Source organism: Exiguobacterium sp. UBA6309 (genome assembly GCF_002439205.1).
Classification (GTDB): Bacteria; Bacillota; Bacilli; order Exiguobacteriales; family Exiguobacteriaceae; genus Exiguobacterium_A.
The window spans coordinates 24688-43591 of record NZ_DJTL01000015.1 but is presented as its reverse complement, the minus strand read 5'-3'; the positions used below and the strand labels follow the sequence as shown (position 1 = coordinate 43591).

Annotated in this window: 17 protein-coding genes and 1 riboswitch; of the genes, 7 read left to right on the top strand and 10 right to left on the bottom strand. The window is 46.7% G+C overall.

Features of this window, described 5'->3' with window-relative positions:
* Window position 1: 1 nt before the first annotated feature.
* On the bottom strand, window positions 2-607 hold the full coding sequence (locus tag B3M90_RS04090; protein WP_023466752.1) for a trimeric intracellular cation channel family protein: 606 nt from the start codon (window positions 605-607) through the stop codon (window positions 2-4).
* A gap of 165 nt (window positions 608-772) precedes the next feature.
* Between B3M90_RS04090 and B3M90_RS04085 the strand changes: the two genes are divergently transcribed.
* The 4 genes from B3M90_RS04085 (at window position 773) to B3M90_RS04070 (ending at window position 5205) form a co-directional block, all read left to right on the top strand.
* On the top strand, window positions 773-2401 hold the full coding sequence (locus B3M90_RS04085; RefSeq protein WP_214856253.1) for an ABC1 kinase family protein: 1629 nt from the start codon (window positions 773-775) through the stop codon (window positions 2399-2401).
* A gap of 141 nt (window positions 2402-2542) precedes the next feature.
* The gene (locus B3M90_RS04080; protein ID WP_290782753.1) at window positions 2543-3394 is read left to right on the top strand and encodes a GRP family sugar transporter; all 852 of its coding nucleotides are present in this window, start codon (window positions 2543-2545) and stop codon (window positions 3392-3394) included.
* A gap of 18 nt (window positions 3395-3412) precedes the next feature.
* On the top strand, window positions 3413-4198 hold the full coding sequence (locus B3M90_RS04075) for an SDR family oxidoreductase (RefSeq protein ID WP_290782724.1): 786 nt from the start codon (window positions 3413-3415) through the stop codon (window positions 4196-4198).
* Window positions 4199-4230: 32 nt separating this feature from the next.
* A complete protein-coding gene (locus B3M90_RS04070; RefSeq protein ID WP_214856255.1) occupies window positions 4231-5205 on the top strand; it encodes a cation diffusion facilitator family transporter in 975 nt (324 codons plus the stop codon).
* 41 nt (window positions 5206-5246) lie between these two features.
* Here B3M90_RS04070 and B3M90_RS04065 read toward each other — a convergent pair whose 3' ends face one another.
* The 3 genes from B3M90_RS04065 to B3M90_RS04055 all read right to left on the bottom strand — a co-directional run bounded on the left by B3M90_RS04065 (window position 5247) and on the right by B3M90_RS04055 (window position 7010).
* Window positions 5247-5957: a thermonuclease family protein gene (locus B3M90_RS04065; protein WP_290776352.1), complete on the bottom strand. Its 711-nt coding sequence runs from the start codon at window positions 5955-5957 to the stop codon at window positions 5247-5249.
* Between the two features lie 75 nt (window positions 5958-6032).
* Window positions 6033-6683 (bottom strand): SDR family NAD(P)-dependent oxidoreductase, encoded by a 651-nt coding sequence (locus B3M90_RS04060; protein WP_290782722.1) that lies wholly within the window; start codon window positions 6681-6683, stop codon window positions 6033-6035.
* 60 nt (window positions 6684-6743) lie between these two features.
* Window positions 6744-7010 carry a DUF5327 family protein gene (locus B3M90_RS04055; protein WP_214856262.1) on the bottom strand — a complete coding sequence of 89 codons (267 nt, stop codon included), beginning with the start codon at window positions 7008-7010 and terminating at the stop codon, window positions 6744-6746.
* Window positions 7011-7067: 57 nt separating this feature from the next.
* On the opposite strand from B3M90_RS04055, the gene B3M90_RS04050 reads away from it, so the two are divergent.
* Window positions 7068-8036, top strand: a complete 969-nt coding sequence (locus B3M90_RS04050) for a Gfo/Idh/MocA family oxidoreductase (RefSeq protein WP_290782720.1) — start codon at window positions 7068-7070, stop codon at window positions 8034-8036.
* A gap of 33 nt (window positions 8037-8069) precedes the next feature.
* On the top strand, window positions 8070-9731 hold the full coding sequence (locus tag B3M90_RS04045) for a glycerol-3-phosphate dehydrogenase/oxidase (protein WP_290782718.1): 1662 nt from the start codon (window positions 8070-8072) through the stop codon (window positions 9729-9731).
* Between the two features lie 47 nt (window positions 9732-9778).
* Here B3M90_RS04045 and B3M90_RS04040 read toward each other — a convergent pair whose 3' ends face one another.
* The 6 genes from B3M90_RS04040 to B3M90_RS04015 all read right to left on the bottom strand — a co-directional run bounded on the left by B3M90_RS04040 (window position 9779) and on the right by B3M90_RS04015 (window position 17855).
* Window positions 9779-11215 (bottom strand): amino acid permease, encoded by a 1437-nt coding sequence (locus B3M90_RS04040; protein ID WP_290782716.1) that lies wholly within the window; start codon window positions 11213-11215, stop codon window positions 9779-9781.
* A 225-nt stretch (window positions 11216-11440) separates the two neighbouring features.
* Window positions 11441-12736 (bottom strand): DUF2252 domain-containing protein, encoded by a 1296-nt coding sequence (locus B3M90_RS04035; protein WP_214856268.1) that lies wholly within the window; start codon window positions 12734-12736, stop codon window positions 11441-11443.
* A 67-nt stretch (window positions 12737-12803) separates the two neighbouring features.
* Window positions 12804-13751, bottom strand: a complete 948-nt coding sequence (gene msrA / locus B3M90_RS04030) for a peptide-methionine (S)-S-oxide reductase MsrA (protein ID WP_290756184.1) — start codon at window positions 13749-13751, stop codon at window positions 12804-12806.
* Between the two features lie 69 nt (window positions 13752-13820).
* Complete coding sequence (locus B3M90_RS04025) at window positions 13821-14003, bottom strand: hypothetical protein (protein ID WP_035411695.1); 183 nt, start codon at window positions 14001-14003, stop codon at window positions 13821-13823.
* A gap of 60 nt (window positions 14004-14063) precedes the next feature.
* The gene (locus B3M90_RS04020) at window positions 14064-15824 is read right to left on the bottom strand and encodes a solute:sodium symporter family transporter (protein WP_290782714.1); all 1761 of its coding nucleotides are present in this window, start codon (window positions 15822-15824) and stop codon (window positions 14064-14066) included.
* A gap of 549 nt (window positions 15825-16373) precedes the next feature.
* Complete coding sequence (locus B3M90_RS04015; protein WP_214856271.1) at window positions 16374-17855, bottom strand: amino acid permease; 1482 nt, start codon at window positions 17853-17855, stop codon at window positions 16374-16376.
* A gap of 131 nt (window positions 17856-17986) precedes the next feature.
* Window positions 17987-18175: riboswitch (Lysine riboswitch) on the bottom strand.
* A gap of 165 nt (window positions 18176-18340) precedes the next feature.
* Here B3M90_RS04015 and B3M90_RS04010 point away from each other — a divergent pair.
* On the top strand, window positions 18341-18796 hold the full coding sequence (locus B3M90_RS04010; RefSeq protein WP_290748404.1) for a MarR family winged helix-turn-helix transcriptional regulator: 456 nt from the start codon (window positions 18341-18343) through the stop codon (window positions 18794-18796).
* Window positions 18797-18904: the final 108 nt, after the last annotated feature.

Here is an 18904-nt window from a genome sequence, read left to right as displayed (position 1 = left end):
CTTATTCTCCCCCTAACCGTCGTGCTGGTAAATTCCATTCATAATAATACGATAGCATACGTAAAACCGTGATGAGTCCAAGCAATGTGAACAAATGTAGGGGATTCGTCAATTGGAAGCGATCAATCACGAGTGCAGCCATGACAGCCCACATCGCATAAATCTCTTTATGCAGGACGAGTGGTTTCCGACCTGCGAGCAAATCGCGAATCACACCACCACCAACACCGGTCAGCACAGCAGCCGAAATCGTCGCTGACAGTGGCAGTCCTTTTGCTGTTGCCATCAGGGCGCCTTGAATCGCAAACGCAGACAACCCGAGCGCATCCGCGAGGACACCCCAACGTGTCCAGTGCGGCAAGAACAACTGGGGTAACATGAAAATCAACAACGCAACGAGAATCGCGACTAAAAAGAGACCACCTTGCGACCAGAGAGCAGATACTGGTACACCAATCAATAGATTACGAATGGCACCACCACCAAATGCTGTGATCAAAGCAAGTAACCAAACGCCGAATAAATCATATTTTTCTTCCATCGCGACGATCGCACCACTCATCGCAAAAGCGACCGTGCCGATGATATTCAATAAGTCCCAGGACATGCGCACATTTCACCTTTCTACAAAGAAATTCCAATACTTACTATACTCTCTTTTTAGTTTCCGTAAAGCATTAATTTTCTGTCACCGTTTCGACCGTTTGCGAGTGACGTTTTTAGGTAAAGTAACCTATACTGAAACAAACTGTACAGGAAGCTAGGTGACCGTATGAAACGTTGGGCGCTTTATCGCATCGTCGTCATCGTGACGATGTTCGCACGTTACATCTTTACGATCTATCGATTCACCCGGAAAAACCGGCCAGGTACGAACAATGAAGAGTTTGAGCGCATCATGATCCGAATTGCGCGTGACTATAAGAAAAAAGCATTACGGTTGGAAGGATTACTGATCAAGCTCGGTCAATTCTTATCGATTCGAGCTGATTTGTTCCCCCCATCCGTCTTGATGGAACTGACCGAACTGGTCGATAAAGTGCCTTCAAGTAAACTTGGAGAGTCACGAAAGATCATCGAAGAGGATTGGGGTATGCCGATCGAAGAAATCATCTCGGATATCAGTTCCCGTCCTGTCGCTTCTGCCTCGATTGGTGAGGTGTACAGCGGAACCTTAAAATCAAATGGTAAAAAAGTCGCGATCAAAGTCCAGCGACCGAATATCGAACAAATCATCAAAACCGATTTCCGTGCCATGCGTATCGTCATTGCCATGTTGCGCCGGACGTCGTTAAACAAATCGACTGATTTGCAAAGCTTATATCGCCAAATGGTCTTCGTCATCGGGGATGAATTGAATTACCGGACCGAATTAAAAAACGGTCTCTACTTTAAAAAGATGTATGAAACGAACCCCGTCATCTATATCCCGAGTTATTATGAAGAACATTGCACGAATCGGGTGCTCGTCATGGAATGGATCGAAGGGACACGCATCACGGATCTCGATTATCTAGCGGAACATCAGATTGATCGTGACGAACTAGCACGTAATCTCTTCTTGAACGCTGGGGAACAATTACTGTTCGGCGGGAAATTCCACGCCGATCCGCACCCAGGCAATGTCCTCGTCCAGTCCGACGGCAAAATCGTCTTGCTTGATTTTGGGATGATCGGAGCGACGACGCCCGATGATATGCGCGCGATCCAGCGGATTCTTCAGTCCTTCGTCACATTGGATTACGATGCGATCGTCGATGGTTTAGAAGATCTACGATTCTTATTGCCAAATGCGAATAAGCAAAATATCCGACAAGCAATTGAAAAAGCAGTCACGTTCTATCTCGAAAGTGATATGGAAAACGTGGATACAAAACTGATCGAGAAGGTCTTATCCGATATCGAATTGCTCGTCCGAAATGAACCAATCCAGCTTCCTGCTGAGTTTGCTTTCTTTGGACGTGCCGCATCAACGATTCTTGGAATCCTTCAGATTCTTTCACCGCAAATCAACCTGCTGGAACTCGCTAAACCAATGGTTCGACGCTGGCTCGATGACGAAGGGAAAAATCAAAACCGTTACCTACAGATTGCTGGTTCTTACGGCGCGCGATTGCTCGCCTTCCCGCGTCTTGTTAACGATGCCTTAAGCGAACCGACACGTTGGCGGATCATGGAGCAACAAAAGTTCTCTCGTGTTGCGAACATCGAGTCACTCAAAATCCGACAGTGGACGAGTTCGCTCGTCGGGATCATCAGCCTGCCTTTTAGTTATCTCGGCTATTATTTTACGCAGTACGACGTCATGGGCATTTCCTTGACGATCGCTGTCATCGCTTTATGGAACGGTCGCCGGATTGGACGACAAATCGTCCGGATCGCCGATGAACCATTTCGCTAAATGAAACGACCGTACACGTCCACCTCGGTGGACGTTTTTTATTTCAGAATAATTCATCTTCACACCATAAGGTTTTTCCTAACGCCTTGTGGGGTACAACTTCAAGTAGAGAGATAATAGTAAGGAGAGGTGAAACACTTGATTGATATTCTAATTGCCATCGTTCCCGCATTGATGTGGGGATCGTTACCGCTTGTCGTTTCGAAAATCGGAGGTTCAACGGCGCAACAAATCATCGGTACGACTCTGGGTGCGTTGCTTTTCGCGATCGTCACCTTCTTTTTTGTCAGCCCAGAGCTGTCTACGACCGCTTGGGTTGCCGGATTCTTTTCTGGTGCCTTTTGGGCACTTGGTCAAAAAAATCAATTTGCCGCATTTCGTCAAATGGGTGTTTCAAAGACGATGCCTATCTCAACAGGGATGCAACTCGTCGGAACATCGTTGTTCGGTGTTCTTGCTTTTGGCGAGTGGTCAACGACAACTGCCTTGATTCTCGGAATCAGTGCGCTTGTATTGATCATTGCCGGAGCAGCTCTCACGTCTTATAAGGAAGATAAGAGTAAAGAAGATGAGAATATCGGCAAAGGATTGACGCTCCTCCTCATCTCGACTGTCGGATATGTCGGATACGTCGTCATCGCCCGCTGGTTTGATATTAATGGCTGGGAAGCCGTATTGCCACAAGCGATCGGGATGGTCGTCAGCGCCATTCTTCTTTCTTTACGAGAAGGAGACCTCTTCACGAAGAAAACAGCTGGCAATATAGTTGGTGGACTCATGTGGGCTGTCGGAAACGTCGCTTTACTGTTTGCTACGGCAAAAGTTGGAGTCGCAACAAGCTTCTCCCTTTCTCAAACAGGTGTCGTCATCTCAACGATTGGTGGCGTCCTCTTGCTGAAAGAAACGAAAACGAAGAAAGAGATGACCTTCGTCATTATCGGTTGTATTTTAGTCGTTGCTGGTGGAATCATGATTGGATTTACGAAACAATAAATGAAGGAGTGAAGCATCATGTATGAAAGTTTAAAAGGAAAAGTTGCCGTTGTAACAGGTGGATCAATGGGAATCGGTGAAGCTATCGTTCGTCGTTATGCAGAAGAAGGCATGCGTGTCGTCATCAACTATCGCAGCCACCCGGAAGAAGCGAAAAAAATCGCTGAATCGATTCAAGAAAAAGGTGGGGAAGCCTTTATCGTCCAAGGGGATGTCTCAAAGGAAGATGATATGATCAACCTTTTGAAAGAGACGGTGGCTCACTTTGGTCAGTTGGATGTTTTCGTCAATAACGCGGGAATCGAGATGCCGTCAGCATCCCACGAGATGTCGCTCGAAGATTGGCAAAAAGTCATCGATGTCAACTTAACAGGAGCTTTCCTCGGGGCACGAGAAGCACTGAAGTACTTCGTCGAACATGATGTCAAAGGTAGTATCATCAATATGTCGAGTGTGCATGAAATCATTCCGTGGCCGACATTCGTCCACTACGCTGCGAGTAAAGGTGGCGTCAAATTGATGACACAAACCCTTGCGATGGAGTATGCACCGAAAGGAATCCGGGTTAATGCGATTGGACCTGGTGCGATCAATACGCCGATCAACGCTGAAAAATTCGAAGATCCAGAACAACGCAAGGAAGTCGAGAGCATGATTCCAATGGGCAACATCGGGAAACCAGAAGAGATTTCTGCCGTTGCCGCATGGCTTGCGTCTGACGAAGCAAGTTATGTCACAGGGATCACACTCTTTGCCGACGGTGGCATGACACTTTATCCGTCTTTCCAAGCAGGACGTGGTTAACCTATTTTGAGTAGACAAGGAGAGAACCGCTCATGACCACTTTTTTCTCATTGATCCGTCGCGGAAATAAGTCAGCCCTTGCTGCCGCCATCGTCAATACGATCATTGCCGCGATCAAGTTCGTCGCCTATATCTTAACTGGGAATGTAGCGATGTTCGCTGAAATGATGCATACGATCGGTGACGCAGCGAACCAGTTCTTCGTCTACATCGGTTCTGCTCTCAGTAAAAAAGCACCCACGAAACGGTTTCCGAATGGTTTCGGTCGCCTTGTGAATCTCGTCTTACTTGCTGCGATCATCGTCGTTGCATTGCTTGCTTACGAGACGATTCGGGAAGGCATCTTGCATATCACACACGGTCCTGGCGAAAAGACGAGTGGTTTGTGGATTATCCTGACGGCACTTGGCATTGGTGTTGTCCTCGAAGTCGGAGTGTTCTATAAAGCGATGAAAGAAATCGCGCATGAGACGGGACTCAAATCGAGCGGACTGACACTTGTTGGTCAAAGCTTCGCCCACCTTGGACAAGCCAAACCGGCGACACGTCTCGTCTTCATGGAAGATCTTGTCGCAACTCTTGGTGGCGTCATCGCCATTATCGCTGTCCTGATTTCGCATTATACATCGTTTTATCAAGCAGAAGGCATTGCATCCATCTTGATTGGACTCATGATGTTTTATGTCGTCTATAATGTTTTTATTCAAAATGCTGCCGGTGCGCTCGGTGAGGTTGATGAAGTACTGACGGCTAAAATCGGTGAAATCTTGTTACGTGATGAAGCGGTTCGGGACATCGAAAAACTTGAAGTCATCAAGGAAGGAGATCACTTCCATGTCGAAACGGAGATTGAAGTTGATCCCAACTTGACTATTGCGCAAGCGGACGACATTAAAGATCGACTCGAATTGCAAATTCGCATCCTCAAAGGAATCACCGATGTCACGATTTCCTTTGATGAAGATGATAACGTACAGCAGTATCAACCACCGCCACCACCTGTATGATAGATAAAAGCCATCGCTAGCGATGGCTATTTTTGCGTTTATCAGCGTGTTGCCCGGACGAATCCGGCTTCTCGTGCTTCTTTCTCCGTACAAAACCGTTGCTCCGGCTTCACTTCATTGTAAGACTGACCACCCGGGACATGGTAAATTTTTTTACCTGACCGATTGATATTACCTTTGATATCGCAGGAGTTCGTTTCTGTAATCGCTTGAACATTGAATCCGCGATTCGTGACGTAGCCATCGTGCTTCCAGATTTTCTTCTTTGCCTGCTTGGCTTCCTGTTCGATCTGTTCAAACACATCAACATAACGTGTGTCTGGTTCATAGACGAACGCCACACGCGCAAGACCTTTTCGGAGTAACTCTTGATTCAACATTTTATCGCCATACCAGACATATGCGAGCAGTCGCCCGTATCGGTCAGCCCGGGAATGATCACGCTCCAACCGAATAGCTGTCCCGCTCGGTAATGTCTCTTTTGTAAACGCTGAAGCTTCCGTTCCATAAGGTTGAACCGGCGTATCCGGTTTAACAGTTTCCGGTGTATCGACGAGCAACAAACGAACATCCTCCGTTTTCCCGTCTGCTAGCCTCACTTTTAATGTATCCCCATCGATGACGCGTTGCACCGTCGCTTTCGTAATCTTTTCATCGTCTGGTTGCTTGATGCCAAGCAGATCGGTTTCTTCTGGTGCACAACCGATGAGAACGAATAAAAAAAGTAAACTTATGAATACAGATCGTCTCATTTCTATTTCTCTCCTTTCCATGAAAATACGGATTCGGTTAATGTCCGAACCCGCATACGCTCTCTTGTTCATAAGTTAGTCTGCTGATAGAACCGTCTCTACTTCGTTACGGTTTGTATAAAGTGTATAGAACGCTTCCGCTACGTTTTTCGGATCAAGTGCCGTTCCGCGCTTCACTTCTCCCGCAATCGTGACGGTTCCGACGTAGACACCGTCTTCCTTCAACGTATCATGGAGCATGTGCGTCACTTGACGAACGCCTGCCTTGCCAATCGAAAGCCCTGGTAACGATTTGATTGCTTGCATCGCAGCGCCACCTCCTGTAATCAGGATGGCGCCGTCTTTTCGTTCCTGCATCGAAGGAGCAACGAGTTGTGCGGCATGCAGTGCACCGAGAACATCGATCTCGAACTCTTTCGTAATCTGTTCTGCCGAGACTTCAAGGAGAGATGCTTGATGTAAAATAGAAGCATTATAGACTAAGACATCGATTTGTCCATACTGCTCCTCTGTCCATTCGATGAGTGATGCGATATCGGCTTTTCGAGAAGCATCACATTCTACCCCCACCGCCTCTACCCCTTCTTCTTTTAGTTCCGTGATGACGGCTGCAAGCGTTTCTTGTGTCCGCGCCGCACAAACGACTTGAAACCCTTCTTGCCCAAATCGTTTACTGATTTCATATCCGTTTCCTGGTCCTGCTCCAATGACGATGACTGTTTTCATGACGTATCTCCCTTTCTTATTTTAACTGTGATGGTTATTCCCTGAATTGCGTCATTTCATTCAAAAATCGAGCAATGAAGTGCCTTTTTCTTCTTTTTCCTGCGAAACACCCATGAAACGCGCTAACATCGGATCGACTGCTGGGGTTGCCTGAGGCGTTGACGTAGGAAGCGATATTGTCGAACTTGGCGTCGCCTCGGATTCAAGGAGTAATTCACAATAAGCCTTCATCGCTGCAATCTGTTCTTTTTGCGCAGCTCCTGTTGTTTGGTCAATACGTTGCATCGCTTGGCGCATCTTTTCGATGATGTGTTGCTCGGTAATCATCTTGTATTCCTCCTTATGGTAGATTGAGGGTATGAACTTGAAAAGGATGTGTTTTCTATGATTCGTACCGCATTAGTTGGTTTTGGTCTTGCCGGTGAACATTTGCATGCGCCTTATTTACACGCACCTGATTATCAGTTGGTCGCTGTTCAATCGAGTCGCCCGGAAGCGGTCTCTACGTACGATGCGACGCTCCCTGTCTATCCGACACTTGAAGCATTACTTGAAGCGGAACAAATCGATTTAGTCGTCATCGCGACGGCAAATGATCTGCATTATCCACTCGCGCGTCTCGCCTTGCTCTCGGGCTGTGATGTACTTGTCGAGAAACCGTTCACCGTCACGCTCGAAGAAGCCGAAACGTTGACAGAACTAGCACGGACACACGGTCGGTTATTGACAGTTTATCATAATCGGCGGTACACGAAGGACTTTCGGACGCTGATGACCTTATTGAAATCTGGACGACTCGGTACGCTCCAGACGTTCGAAGCGCATTATGACCGTTACCGTCCCGATGTGCAGGAGCGTTGGCGCGAACAGGACGTTCCTGGTGCCGGACTATTGTACGACCTTGGTTCACACTTGATCGATCAAGCACTCATCGCCTTCGATGAAATTCCAGACCGTGTCTTTTGTGATCAAACGATTCAACGACAAGATGGGATCGTTGATGACTATACACATCTAATTTTAGCCTTTGGCACGCGACGCGCTATTTTGCATATCGGTTCCATCGTTCCAGCTGTTGGTCCCTCCCTGATGGTGCACGGAACACAGGCGAGTTACTTCGTTGATGAAGTCGATACAAAACGGACGACCTATCAATTGGCTGAAGCAAATGGACCTCTGCAAGACTTCCCTTTTGTTTCCGGTCATTTTGGGGATTATTATACGGATCTCGCTCCAGCCATCCGTAAGCGAACCACACCACCTGTCTCTGCGAAACAGGCTGAACTCGTCATGAAAATCATTGATCGTGCTCAAAAGAGTGCAAAAGTGGGTACATGGATAGAAGTAGACTAACTATTCATTTCAGACGAACAGGGGGAAGACAAGATGTTTTCAAGTACGGAACGGACAGCATGGTTAGAAGAGATGGGACAAGAACTTCTAGACGTTCTCGTCATCGGGGGCGGTATCACGGGAGCTGGTATTCTGCTTGACGCACAAAGTCGCGGCATGCGGACAGGCTTGATCGAAATGCAGGACTTCGCCGAAGGGACATCGAGCCGATCGACGAAACTTGTCCATGGTGGATTGCGTTATCTGAAGCAATTCGAGATTAAACTCGTGGCCGAAGTCGGGAAAGAACGTGCCATCGTGTATGAGAACGCACCGCATGTGACGACACCGGAGTGGATGATGCTTCCACTTGTCGAAGGTGGTACATTCGGTAGCTTCTCGACCTCGATCGGCTTACGTGTCTATGACCAACTCGCTGGTGTCAAACGCCATGAACGTCGGACAATGCTTAGCAAAGAAGAAACATTACGTTACGAACCACTGCTCCGCTCGGAACATTTAGTCGGCGGTGGTCGGTATGTCGAATATAAAACGGATGACGCTCGACTAACGGTCGAAGTCTTAAAAGCAGCCATCGGTTACGGCGGACGTGCCGTCAATTATACGAAAGCGGAATCGCTTGTCTACCACAATGGAAAAGTCGTCGGTGTCGAAGTCCGTGACGTCTTGAGTGGTAAAACGTATACGATTCGGGCGAAGAAAATCATTAATGCGACGGGTCCTTGGGTCGATGAACTGCGCGAAAAAGACGGTTCGAAGTCTGGAAAGTCATTACACCTGACAAAAGGGATTCATCTCGTCATCGATCAAGTACATTTCCCGTTGCAACAAGCCGTTTACTTCGATGTTCCAGACGGTCGGATGATCTTTGCGATTCCACGTGAAGGGAAAACGTATGTCGGAACAACGGATACGAACTATAAAGGAGATATTCTTGAGCCTGGTGTCACCGTCGAGGATCAGGATTACATCCTAGAGGCGACGAATCAAATGTTCAACGTCGAGTTAAGACCTGAGCATGTCGAATCAACGTGGTCTGGACTACGTCCACTCATTCATGAAGATGGAAAAGATCCAAGTGAACTGTCCCGAAAAGACGAAATCTTCGTTTCGAAATCCGGTCTGATGTCAATCGCCGGTGGTAAGTTGACTGGGTACCGGAAAATGGCGGAACGAATCATCGATATGGTCGCGGAGCAATTCAAGACAGAAGAAAATCGGATTTATCTCGCTTCCCGTACGCACGATATCTTGCTTGGTGGTGGTCATCCACAAGGAAGTAAAGGATTCACGCGTTACATGAAGGAACAACAACCAAAAGGCGAAGCACTTGGGTTGTCACCGAATGAGACGACATGGCTCATCCAGCGCTACGGTACGAATGTCGAACGTGTCTTCGAATTGATACGGACACGCGGTGACGAAGCCGCTCGTTATCAATTACCGTTACACTGGTTCGGGGCCCTTCTGTATGGTCTAGAAGCAGAGCTCGTCATGCAACCCGGTGACTTCCTGAACCGTCGTGCTTCAGCCGTCTTCTTTGATTTCCCTCACGCTGAACAATACGCAGACGGTGTTCTTGCCCTGATGCGTAGCGAACTCGGCTGGTCGGCAGAAGATGAAGCGAAAGCCAATGAAAGCATTCGTCGTGAATTCGATGCGGTTCGCGTCAAAGATCCTGTTCCACTTTCCTAACATCAGAAGACCCGATTGCCTGAAGGCGACCGGGTCTTCTGATGTGTTTACTCTTCTTCTTTTGAAGCAGCAAGTTCCGCTACCGGCATGTTTCCTGGGTGTAGATTCGAACGCTTACGCGCAAACGTAAAGTAAAGGACTAAACCGATTGCAAGCCAGATTCCGAAAGCAATCCATGTCTCGAGTTTCAAGTTGAACATCAAGAAGAGACATGCAGCGATTGCTGCGATTGGCACATATGGCATACCCGGACATTTGAATGCACGTGGGAGATCCGGCTGTGTCTTACGAAGAATCAAGACAGCGACAGAGATCAAGACGAATGCTGCGAGTGTACCCATGTTGACGAGGTTCGCGATGACATCGAGTGGAACGAATCCAGCGACGAGTGAACTACCAAGTCCGATCATCCAAGTCGCCTTGAATGGTGTTTGGTATTTCGGATGCACTTCGGAGAATACTTTAGGGAACATCCCGTCACGCGAGATCGCAAACGCGAGACGCACCATTCCGTATGTCATGACGAGAATAACCGTTGTGATCCCGAGAATCGCACCGAGATCGATGAAACCAGCGACCCAGTTTTGACCTGCCATTTGAATCGCAAGTGAGACCGGGTGATCGATACCAGCGAATTGTTTGTAAGGGACGATCCCTGTCATGATGGCTGCGACGATGACGTAAAGAATTGTACAGACAGCAAGTGAACCGATGATACCACGTGGTAAGTTCTTTTGTGGATCACGGACTTCTTCCGCCGCTGATGTAACAGCATCAAAACCGATGTACGCGAAGAAGACGATCGCAGCACCCGAGAAGACGCCTCCCCAACCAAATGGAGTGAATGGTGTCCAGTTTGATGGTTCAACGTAGCCGACACCGACGACGATGAACAACACGACGACTGCTAATTTGATGACGACCATGATGTTGTTGACACGTTTCGTTTCCTTGATTCCCATCGACAACAATGCCGTAATGGCAAAGAGGATCAGGAAGGCTGGAAGGTTGAAGTATGTCTTGGCTCCTTCTACTGCTCCTGGAGCTGCTGAGAGAGCTGTCGGCACATGGATATTAAATCCTGCGAGTAAAGACTGGAAGTAACCTGACCAACCGGCTGCTACGGCACTGGAGGCGAGTCCATATTCGAGAATCAAGTTCCAACCGATGATCCAAGCGAAGACCTCTCCCATCGTTGCATACGTATACGTATAGACGGATCCACTGACCGGAATCGTTGATGCAAATTCAGCGTAAGCAAGAGCAGCTAGACCACAGGCGATGGCAGATAGAATGAATGATACGATAAGTCCTGGCCCTGCAGTCAACGCTCCTGTTCCCGTCAAAACGAAGATTCCGGTACCGATGATGGCGCCAATTCCTAAAAACGTTAAATCCATCGCGCCAAGATTTCGAGCAAGTCCACTGTTGCGTTTACTTGCAGCAATCATAGCGGAAACATCTTTTTTCCGCGTCAAACTCATGATGTACTTCCCCCTATATCCGTTGTGATTTGTCTTACGAAGCGAGTCGTTCGTAAGAACTTAATCAAAAATTTACGAATTTTTCAGATAAATTGATATAGGTCATTATACCTATTTGTTTTTTGCGTGACGCTTTCATCTGTTAAAGAATAAAAATCACTTCAAAAATATCGGTATGTAACATCTGTTACATACCGATATTTCTCTCCTTTTTCAGTCCACGTTTTAAGTCGTTTTCCACGTCTTCGTCCATTCTAAAAACACTTGGTAATCCAGCTTTGTTCGCATGACATAAGCTTCTGACCAACGCTCGATCTGCTCCAAAAAAGCAGTGTCTGAGACACCGATAGCTTGAATGATTTCAACATCCGCATGATGGGTTAATATTTTTTCTTGAATTCCCGCATCTTGATCTGCCCGCGCATGGATTTTCGCGGTAATTTGACCTTGAATACATAACACGTTCTCAAGGTCTTCCTGACTTTTTATATGCTTCGCCTTTAGTTTTTTCTTGTACGGTGAGCGCTCGCGTACATAATATTCCTTTTTTTCAATCGTCAGATAACCAAGATATGGATCTTCATGTGCCTGCATCGCCTTTTGCGACGTGATGACCCGTCTCCCTTGATGAACGGTTTCTGCTTCTGGACGATAAACGGGCAGGAATAACGAAGGGACAGACGTTTGCGCTTGTTTCATCTCAAGAATCAAATCTTCTTCTCCCCCTTCGCCCTCAATCAAGATGTAATAGCGCTCGAGACCAATAGATGCTGTTCCGCTGTCTAATTTACGAACGATATCCTTGATCGTATAGAACGATTCCTCACGGCGATCCTCGGTGTCGATCGTCTCGATGTAGGAAGGCCAGGCAGATTCAATTGCTGCTCGTGTCGCGTCATCTACTGCTTCCATATCCGGGAGTGTACAAAATCGTCTCACGCCATCTACCAGTTCTGTTCGCTCCCCCATTAATTCTTCACGTTTTTTTTCTGCTTTCTTGATTAACTTCTTGATTGGTCCTTTTGTATTATCCCGCGTAAAACAGACATCACTCGGATCTTTTCCGAGAGCGTACTTTTTTAAATCGTGTAAGTATTCGAGAACATAATTGCGAATCGCAGGAGTCGGATCATATCCTGCCTCTTCGGCGAACAAGCGGACGGAGACCGCCATGCGAATCAAATCATATAAATACGACCCTAAGTATCCTTCATCAAAATCATTGACGTCGTAGATGATTTCTCCTTTTGCATTGCCATGAACACCGAAGTTCTCAAAGTGGAGATCGCCCTGAATCCACGTTGGTTTATCACGAGGTGTATCAAAACCAAGGGGGATTCGCGTCACGTCATAATAAAACAGGTGCGAACTCCCGCGGAAAAAGCGAAACGGACTCAAACTCATCTTGTCGTACTTTTCCTGACGTGCCTGCTCATCGAGCTGACGGATTTCATGATCGTAGAAATCAAGTACCTTTGCAATCGTCATTTGTCGAATCTCTTCATACACGGACTGAAACATCTGATCCTCTCCCTTCCATTTGAAAAAAGAGCAGTCAAAACGAAATCGTTTGACTGCTCCCTACATGTTACTCGAAATGTTTTTTATATTCCCCGTATCCTGCCGAATCAAGCTCTTCTACCGGAATAAATCGTAACGCTGCTGAGTTGATACAATAGCGTAGACCACCAAGCTCTGTCGGACCATCATCGAAGATATGACCGAGGTGACTATCTGCATTCGCAGAGCGCACTTCCGTCCGCGTCATCCCATGACTCGTGTCGAGTTCGACTTCCATCTTGTCTTCTGAGATCGGTTTAGCGAAGCTCGGCCAACCACAGTTTGACTGGAATTTATCTTTTGATGTGAAGAGTGGTGTACCATCGACGATATCGACATAAAGACCTGGACGTTCCTCATCCCAGTATTCGTTACGAAAAGCAGGTTCCGTCCCGTTCTCTTGTGTGACTTTATACTGAATCGGTGTCAGGCGCTCTTTTAATTCTTTTTCCTTACCGTGATCCTTCCACGCTTCCTTGATGAATTTCGCGCGACCGGAGCCGACACTATACATCTGATAACGGAACGGATTCTTTTTATAATAATCTTGGTGATATTCTTCAGCTGGCCAAAACGGCTTTTCTGGACGAATCTCTACCGCGACTGGTCGCGAGAAGCGTCCTGATGCGTCAAGCGCAGCTTTCGAACGTTCAGCTGCTTCACGCTGTGCTTCATCGACATAAAAGATAGCCGGTTGGTACGATTCGCCACGGTCATTGAATTGACCTCCGCCATCTGTCGGATCGATTTGACGCCAGAAGATATCGAGTAATTCTTCGTACGTAATGACGGACGGATCGTACGTGACTTCAACCGCCTCCAAGTGACCTGTCGTTTCCGAACAGACCTCTTTATAAGTTGGGTTCTCTGTATGACCACCGGTATATCCTGAAATGACCTGCTCTACCCCATCATATTTATGGAATGGCTTGACCATGCACCAGAAACAACCACCTGCAAATATCGCTTTTGCCATCTATCTTCCCCTCCTCTGTATGTCTCTATTTTACCGCGTTCAGAGAATGGACTCGACTTTCCTGCTCATTCAATCCTCTGGGTTCGTTTTTAGGCGACGCATGACGAAGTAGATCGCCGCAAAGACAAGAAGCAGTCCTCCAAGCGAATACCAGATGTTATTCAAGCGATAGATCATTTGATATAAGGCAAGCGTCACAAGCAATAATGCGATCGGTAAGAAGGCACGCTTAAAGTGGTACCAGTAATTCACAAAGATCGCCTCCTGTTTTTCTTTCATCTTACCCGATATGTCATGCCTTCTGCGAGAGGATTATTCAGCTTGACGGTACTCTTCTTCGAGATAGATCCGGTACTTCGTTTCCCAAGCATTTAGCGACACACGCCATAATACAATCGTTGCGATGGCAAGTCCTAACGTAACCGGCCAGAACCACATCGACACGATACCTGCTGTCGAAGCCAGTCCGATCTTTGAGAACAAAACGTACGTCCAAATGATGGATGTACATAATAGGATCGAGACTGGAATCGCGAACTTCCATGGAGTGAGCTCGACAGACTGTCGTCGATTGACCTTTCTTGACTGAGCGTCCGGATAACGATATCCCATGAATACCATGAATAACACTTCTATCACGAGTAAAATACCGTACCCATGAATATAGCTGATGCCATGATCCCAGCCGAACAGTTGTTTAAAACCGAAGACGAATAAGTAATACGCGAACACGTGAAAGACGATGACGATTTTCGCTGCAATCGCCGGAATTCGTTTCATGAAAATCCCCATTAATACGATAACGAGAATCGGAATGTTGAAAAACCCTGTGAATTGCCGGATTAAACTCCATAAGCCGTCCGGCGCGTACATCAAGAATGGTGCGATGACGAAAGAGATTAAGGCAACGATCGTTCCGAACCATTTACTGACACGAATCAAATGTTCATCACTCGCCTCTTTCGCAAACACCGGCTGATAGATATCGAGGACGAAAAGTGTCGCAATACTATTTAGCAACGAGTTAAAGGAACTGAAGACGGCCCCGAGTAAGACAGCCAAGAAAAATCCCATCAGCGAGACCGGCAGTAACTCCGTGATGAGTCGAGGATAGGATAAATCACCGCTCGTCAGTGTATTTCCATACAAGTGATAAGCAATGATTCCAGGAATCAGCATGAAGACTGGAACTAACAACTTCAAAAATCCTGTCATTAAGACTCCTTTTTGACCTTCTTTTAAATCCTTTGCGCCGAGCACACGCTGAATGACATATTGATTTAGTGACCAATAGAATAAATTCGCGAATAAGATTCCCGTAAATATCGAGAAGAACGGAACGGCATCGGTTGAGCTTCCGATTGCGTTCAGCTTCTCCGGTTGTACAGTCGCAATCGTCTTCATCCCTTGAAGGAGATTCCCGTCACCAAGCGCAATAAAGCCAAGCACCGGAACTAGGAATCCAACGAAGACGAGTCCGATCCCATTCAGCGTATCGGAGACAGCCACCGCACGGAGTCCTCCAAAAATCGCATAAATCGCTCCGATGATCCCGACGACCCAAACGACTAACCAGAGGGACTGCGTATAGCTGAGGCCGAACAACTCAGGGACATCGAACAACTGCAAGACAGCAATCCCACCTGAGTACAGCATTGAAGGGATCGTGACGCACATATATCCGAGTAAAAAGAGTAAGACTGTCATCCGGCGAACCGTCTCATCATACCGGTGACTTAAGTATTCCGGTAACGTCGAGATACCAAGCCCGAGAAACTTCGGGAGTAGATAAATCGCCATGATGATGGCAGCAAATCCCGCCGTGACTTCCCACGCCATACTCGACATGTTTCCCATGAAAGATTGTCCATTTAGTCCAATTAACTGTTCTGCCGACAAATTCGTCAGCAGTAGCGAACCGGCAATGAACACACCGCTTAATCCTCGCCCCGCTAAGAAGTATTCATCGACGCCTTGTGTTTTCCCACGCGTCAATCGGTAGGATATGTAGGCAACGAACAACATGAAAAACGCTGCAGAACCTAATGTGAAAAATAATTCAGATGTAGTCATGCGTCTCCCCCTATTCTTTATTCATATTTTCTTTTTATGAATATGTATTCATTGATTCCTTTTTTATATTTTTTCAAAACTATATTTTAGAAAACGTTTTTATTTAAAGGAATAAAAAACCACCTTCATTTATAGAAGGTGGTTCCGATTGCAGAAAAATGGGCTGACTCAAAAATGACTCGTCTTCACGCCCTTTCCTCAGGCGAGACACAAGCCAGTTTTCCCGCTCTATTCGAGCAGGAAAACGGGTCTTGTTTGTCTCTGACAGCGCAAAATTGCGCTTTTTCCTGTAGGAGTGGCGTGTAACGTGTCATTCTTCTTTATACCCGGAAAGAGAATCAGAGAAGCGTTTTGTTCACTCGACATCGCTTCCTAGGGAAAAACAAGCAAGAGCGACCCTGCAGCGAAGCGAAGCGGCGCGATGCTTGTCCCAGGAAAACGATTCGAAACGAACAAAAAAGCGCAATCTTCCTCATCAGACTCATCAGAGAAAAATTGCACTTTGTCTTCAATCTCAATTACCTTCATTTATAGAAGGTGGTTCACACATTATGATTGACGTGGATGTTCTGGGAAGTCCATCTCTTCGTAACGAACAATCGACGTCCGGTTTTTAAATTTGTGTCCTAACCAAAAGGCAAGGAACAACGGAATTCCGACATATGTCGCGGCAATCCCGACCCAATCAATTTGATCAGCAAGGAATGCTGCATAGTTTTGACCAACGATGACAAGGAAACAAAGACCGAATGCAAACAGCGGACCGAACGGGAACGCTGGTGCAACGTAAGGTAAATCTTTCAACGAATGACCTTGTGCAAGGAATCCTTTACGGAAACGATAGTGACTGATCGCAATTCCGAGCCACGCGATGAATCCTGTCATACCTGAAGCATTGAGTAACCACAGATAGACTTGTCCACCAAACATCGATGTTAAGAAACAGAGCGCACCGATTGCTCCTGTTGCAAGCAAGGCGTTACGCGGTACCCCATTTTTCGACACTTTTGCAAAGAACTTTGGTGCATCTCCTTGACGAGCAAGTGTATACAGCATCCGTGTGGAAGCATACATACCTGAGTTACCGGCAGATAGAACAGATGTCAAGATGACGGCGTTCATGAGTGCTGCCGAGAACGCAAGACCTGCTTTTTCAAAGACGAGCGTAAACGGACTAACGGCAATGTCCGTGATGTCATTGGAAACCAAGTTCGGGCTCGTATACGGAATGAGCATCCCGATGACGAAAATCGCAAGGATGTAGAAGAGTAAAATGCGCCAGAAGACTTGTTTGACTGCTTTTGGAACGTTTTTTTTCGGATTTTCCGATTCACCTGCGGCAATCCCGACTAGCTCCGTTCCTTGGAAACTAAATCCAGCAACGAGGATGATTCCGATGACGGCAGGAATACCACCGACGAACGGCGCATCCCCGAGAGCAAAGTTTTTAAAGCCAACTGGTGGCTCCGATGTAAAGACACCGAAAATCATCGCAACACCGACGACTAAGAAGACGATGACAGTGACGACTTTAATCATGGCGAACCAATACTCCGCTTCCCCAAAACCTTTAACGGAGAAGTAGTTCAAGCCGATCATGAGTAAAAGGAATAAGGCACTGAAGTAAAATCCAGGAACGTCCGGGAACCAATACGTCATAACGATTTGTGCTGCAACGAGCTCAACTGCGATCGTGACCGCCCAGTTGTACCAGTAGTTCCAGCCGAGGGCAAAGCCGAATGAGGGATCGACGAATTTTGTCCCGTATGTCGAGAAGGATCCGGCGACAGGCATATAAGCCGCCATTTCGCCAAGACTTGTCATTAGGAAATAGACCATCAGACCAACGATTGCATACGATATAAGTGCACCACCTGGTCCTGCTGCTGCAACGGAAGCACCGGACGCGATGAAAAGTCCTGTTCCGATTGCCCCACCGATGGCGATCATCGACATATGACGGGCTTGTAATCCACGTTTTAATCCTTCGGCTGTCGAATCTGTTGTTTGTTTCACATCTAGTTTGTTCATTTCGTTCGCTTCTCTCTGTTTAGATTTTTTGAGAGGACACTTTTTGAATGAAAAAACAAAAAGCGCCCTCATCTTCCAGATGGAAGATGAGAACGCAACATAATAAAATGAATGCGCCTCATTCTACCGTCGTGAAAGATAGCTCTCCACAAGTGAGTGATACCCGACTTGTGACAGTATTAGACCTATTCGACCTAATCCCAATCGATCATCTTCAAAGCGATGATTGATTTCGGCAATTCTTCCTTTCAGGTCACTTCATTTGTCGCTTGACGACATCCATAACCGTACTCTTAAGAACTGCAACCTCCATCCCACTGGTTGAGTGAGAACTGAATTAAATTAGTTATTACTACGCCATATTACACAAACCGCCACGAAATTGTCAATTGCCTTTTTTGAATCTGGGGTAGTAGATGGTAAAAATCCGATATGTTTAGTACACTAAATGATAGAAGTCCACTGAGAGAAAGGATGCTGCTTGCATGCCACAGGAACGTGATTTGCTGACTTACCGACTCGAGGAACAAATGCGTGTCATTCTTCGTACCCTGCGACGTGAACTTAATCGACTGTTTGAAGGAACAGCAACCCGAAGCGAATTTTTCATCTTACGGAGTCTTTCAGAAAACGGTCCCCAGCGTCCGACACTTCTTGCGGAACAATTTGAGCTGGCGACGAGTCAAGTCACTGCTTTAACGGATAAGCTCTATAAACAAGGATATGTCACACGGACGCGTTCGACGGAAGATCGTCGCTCGATTGTCCTTGCTTTGACGGATGACGGAGAGCGTGCTTTTCGGGAACTCGAGGTCGTCCGAAGAAACTATTTACAAGATCGCTTCGGAACTTTAACAGAAGAAGAACTGGAAACGATGATTCGCGTCTTCGATAAGATTTTACTGACGATGGATGAGGATACGCTCACTTCGTCTTCATAAAAAACGGTAGATTTTCTACCGTTTTTTATGTTTTATCTAAACATTTACCTCTGTCTAACCGTTACCTAGATGAGTATACTGGAGTATATATATGGAAATCTGTTAGCT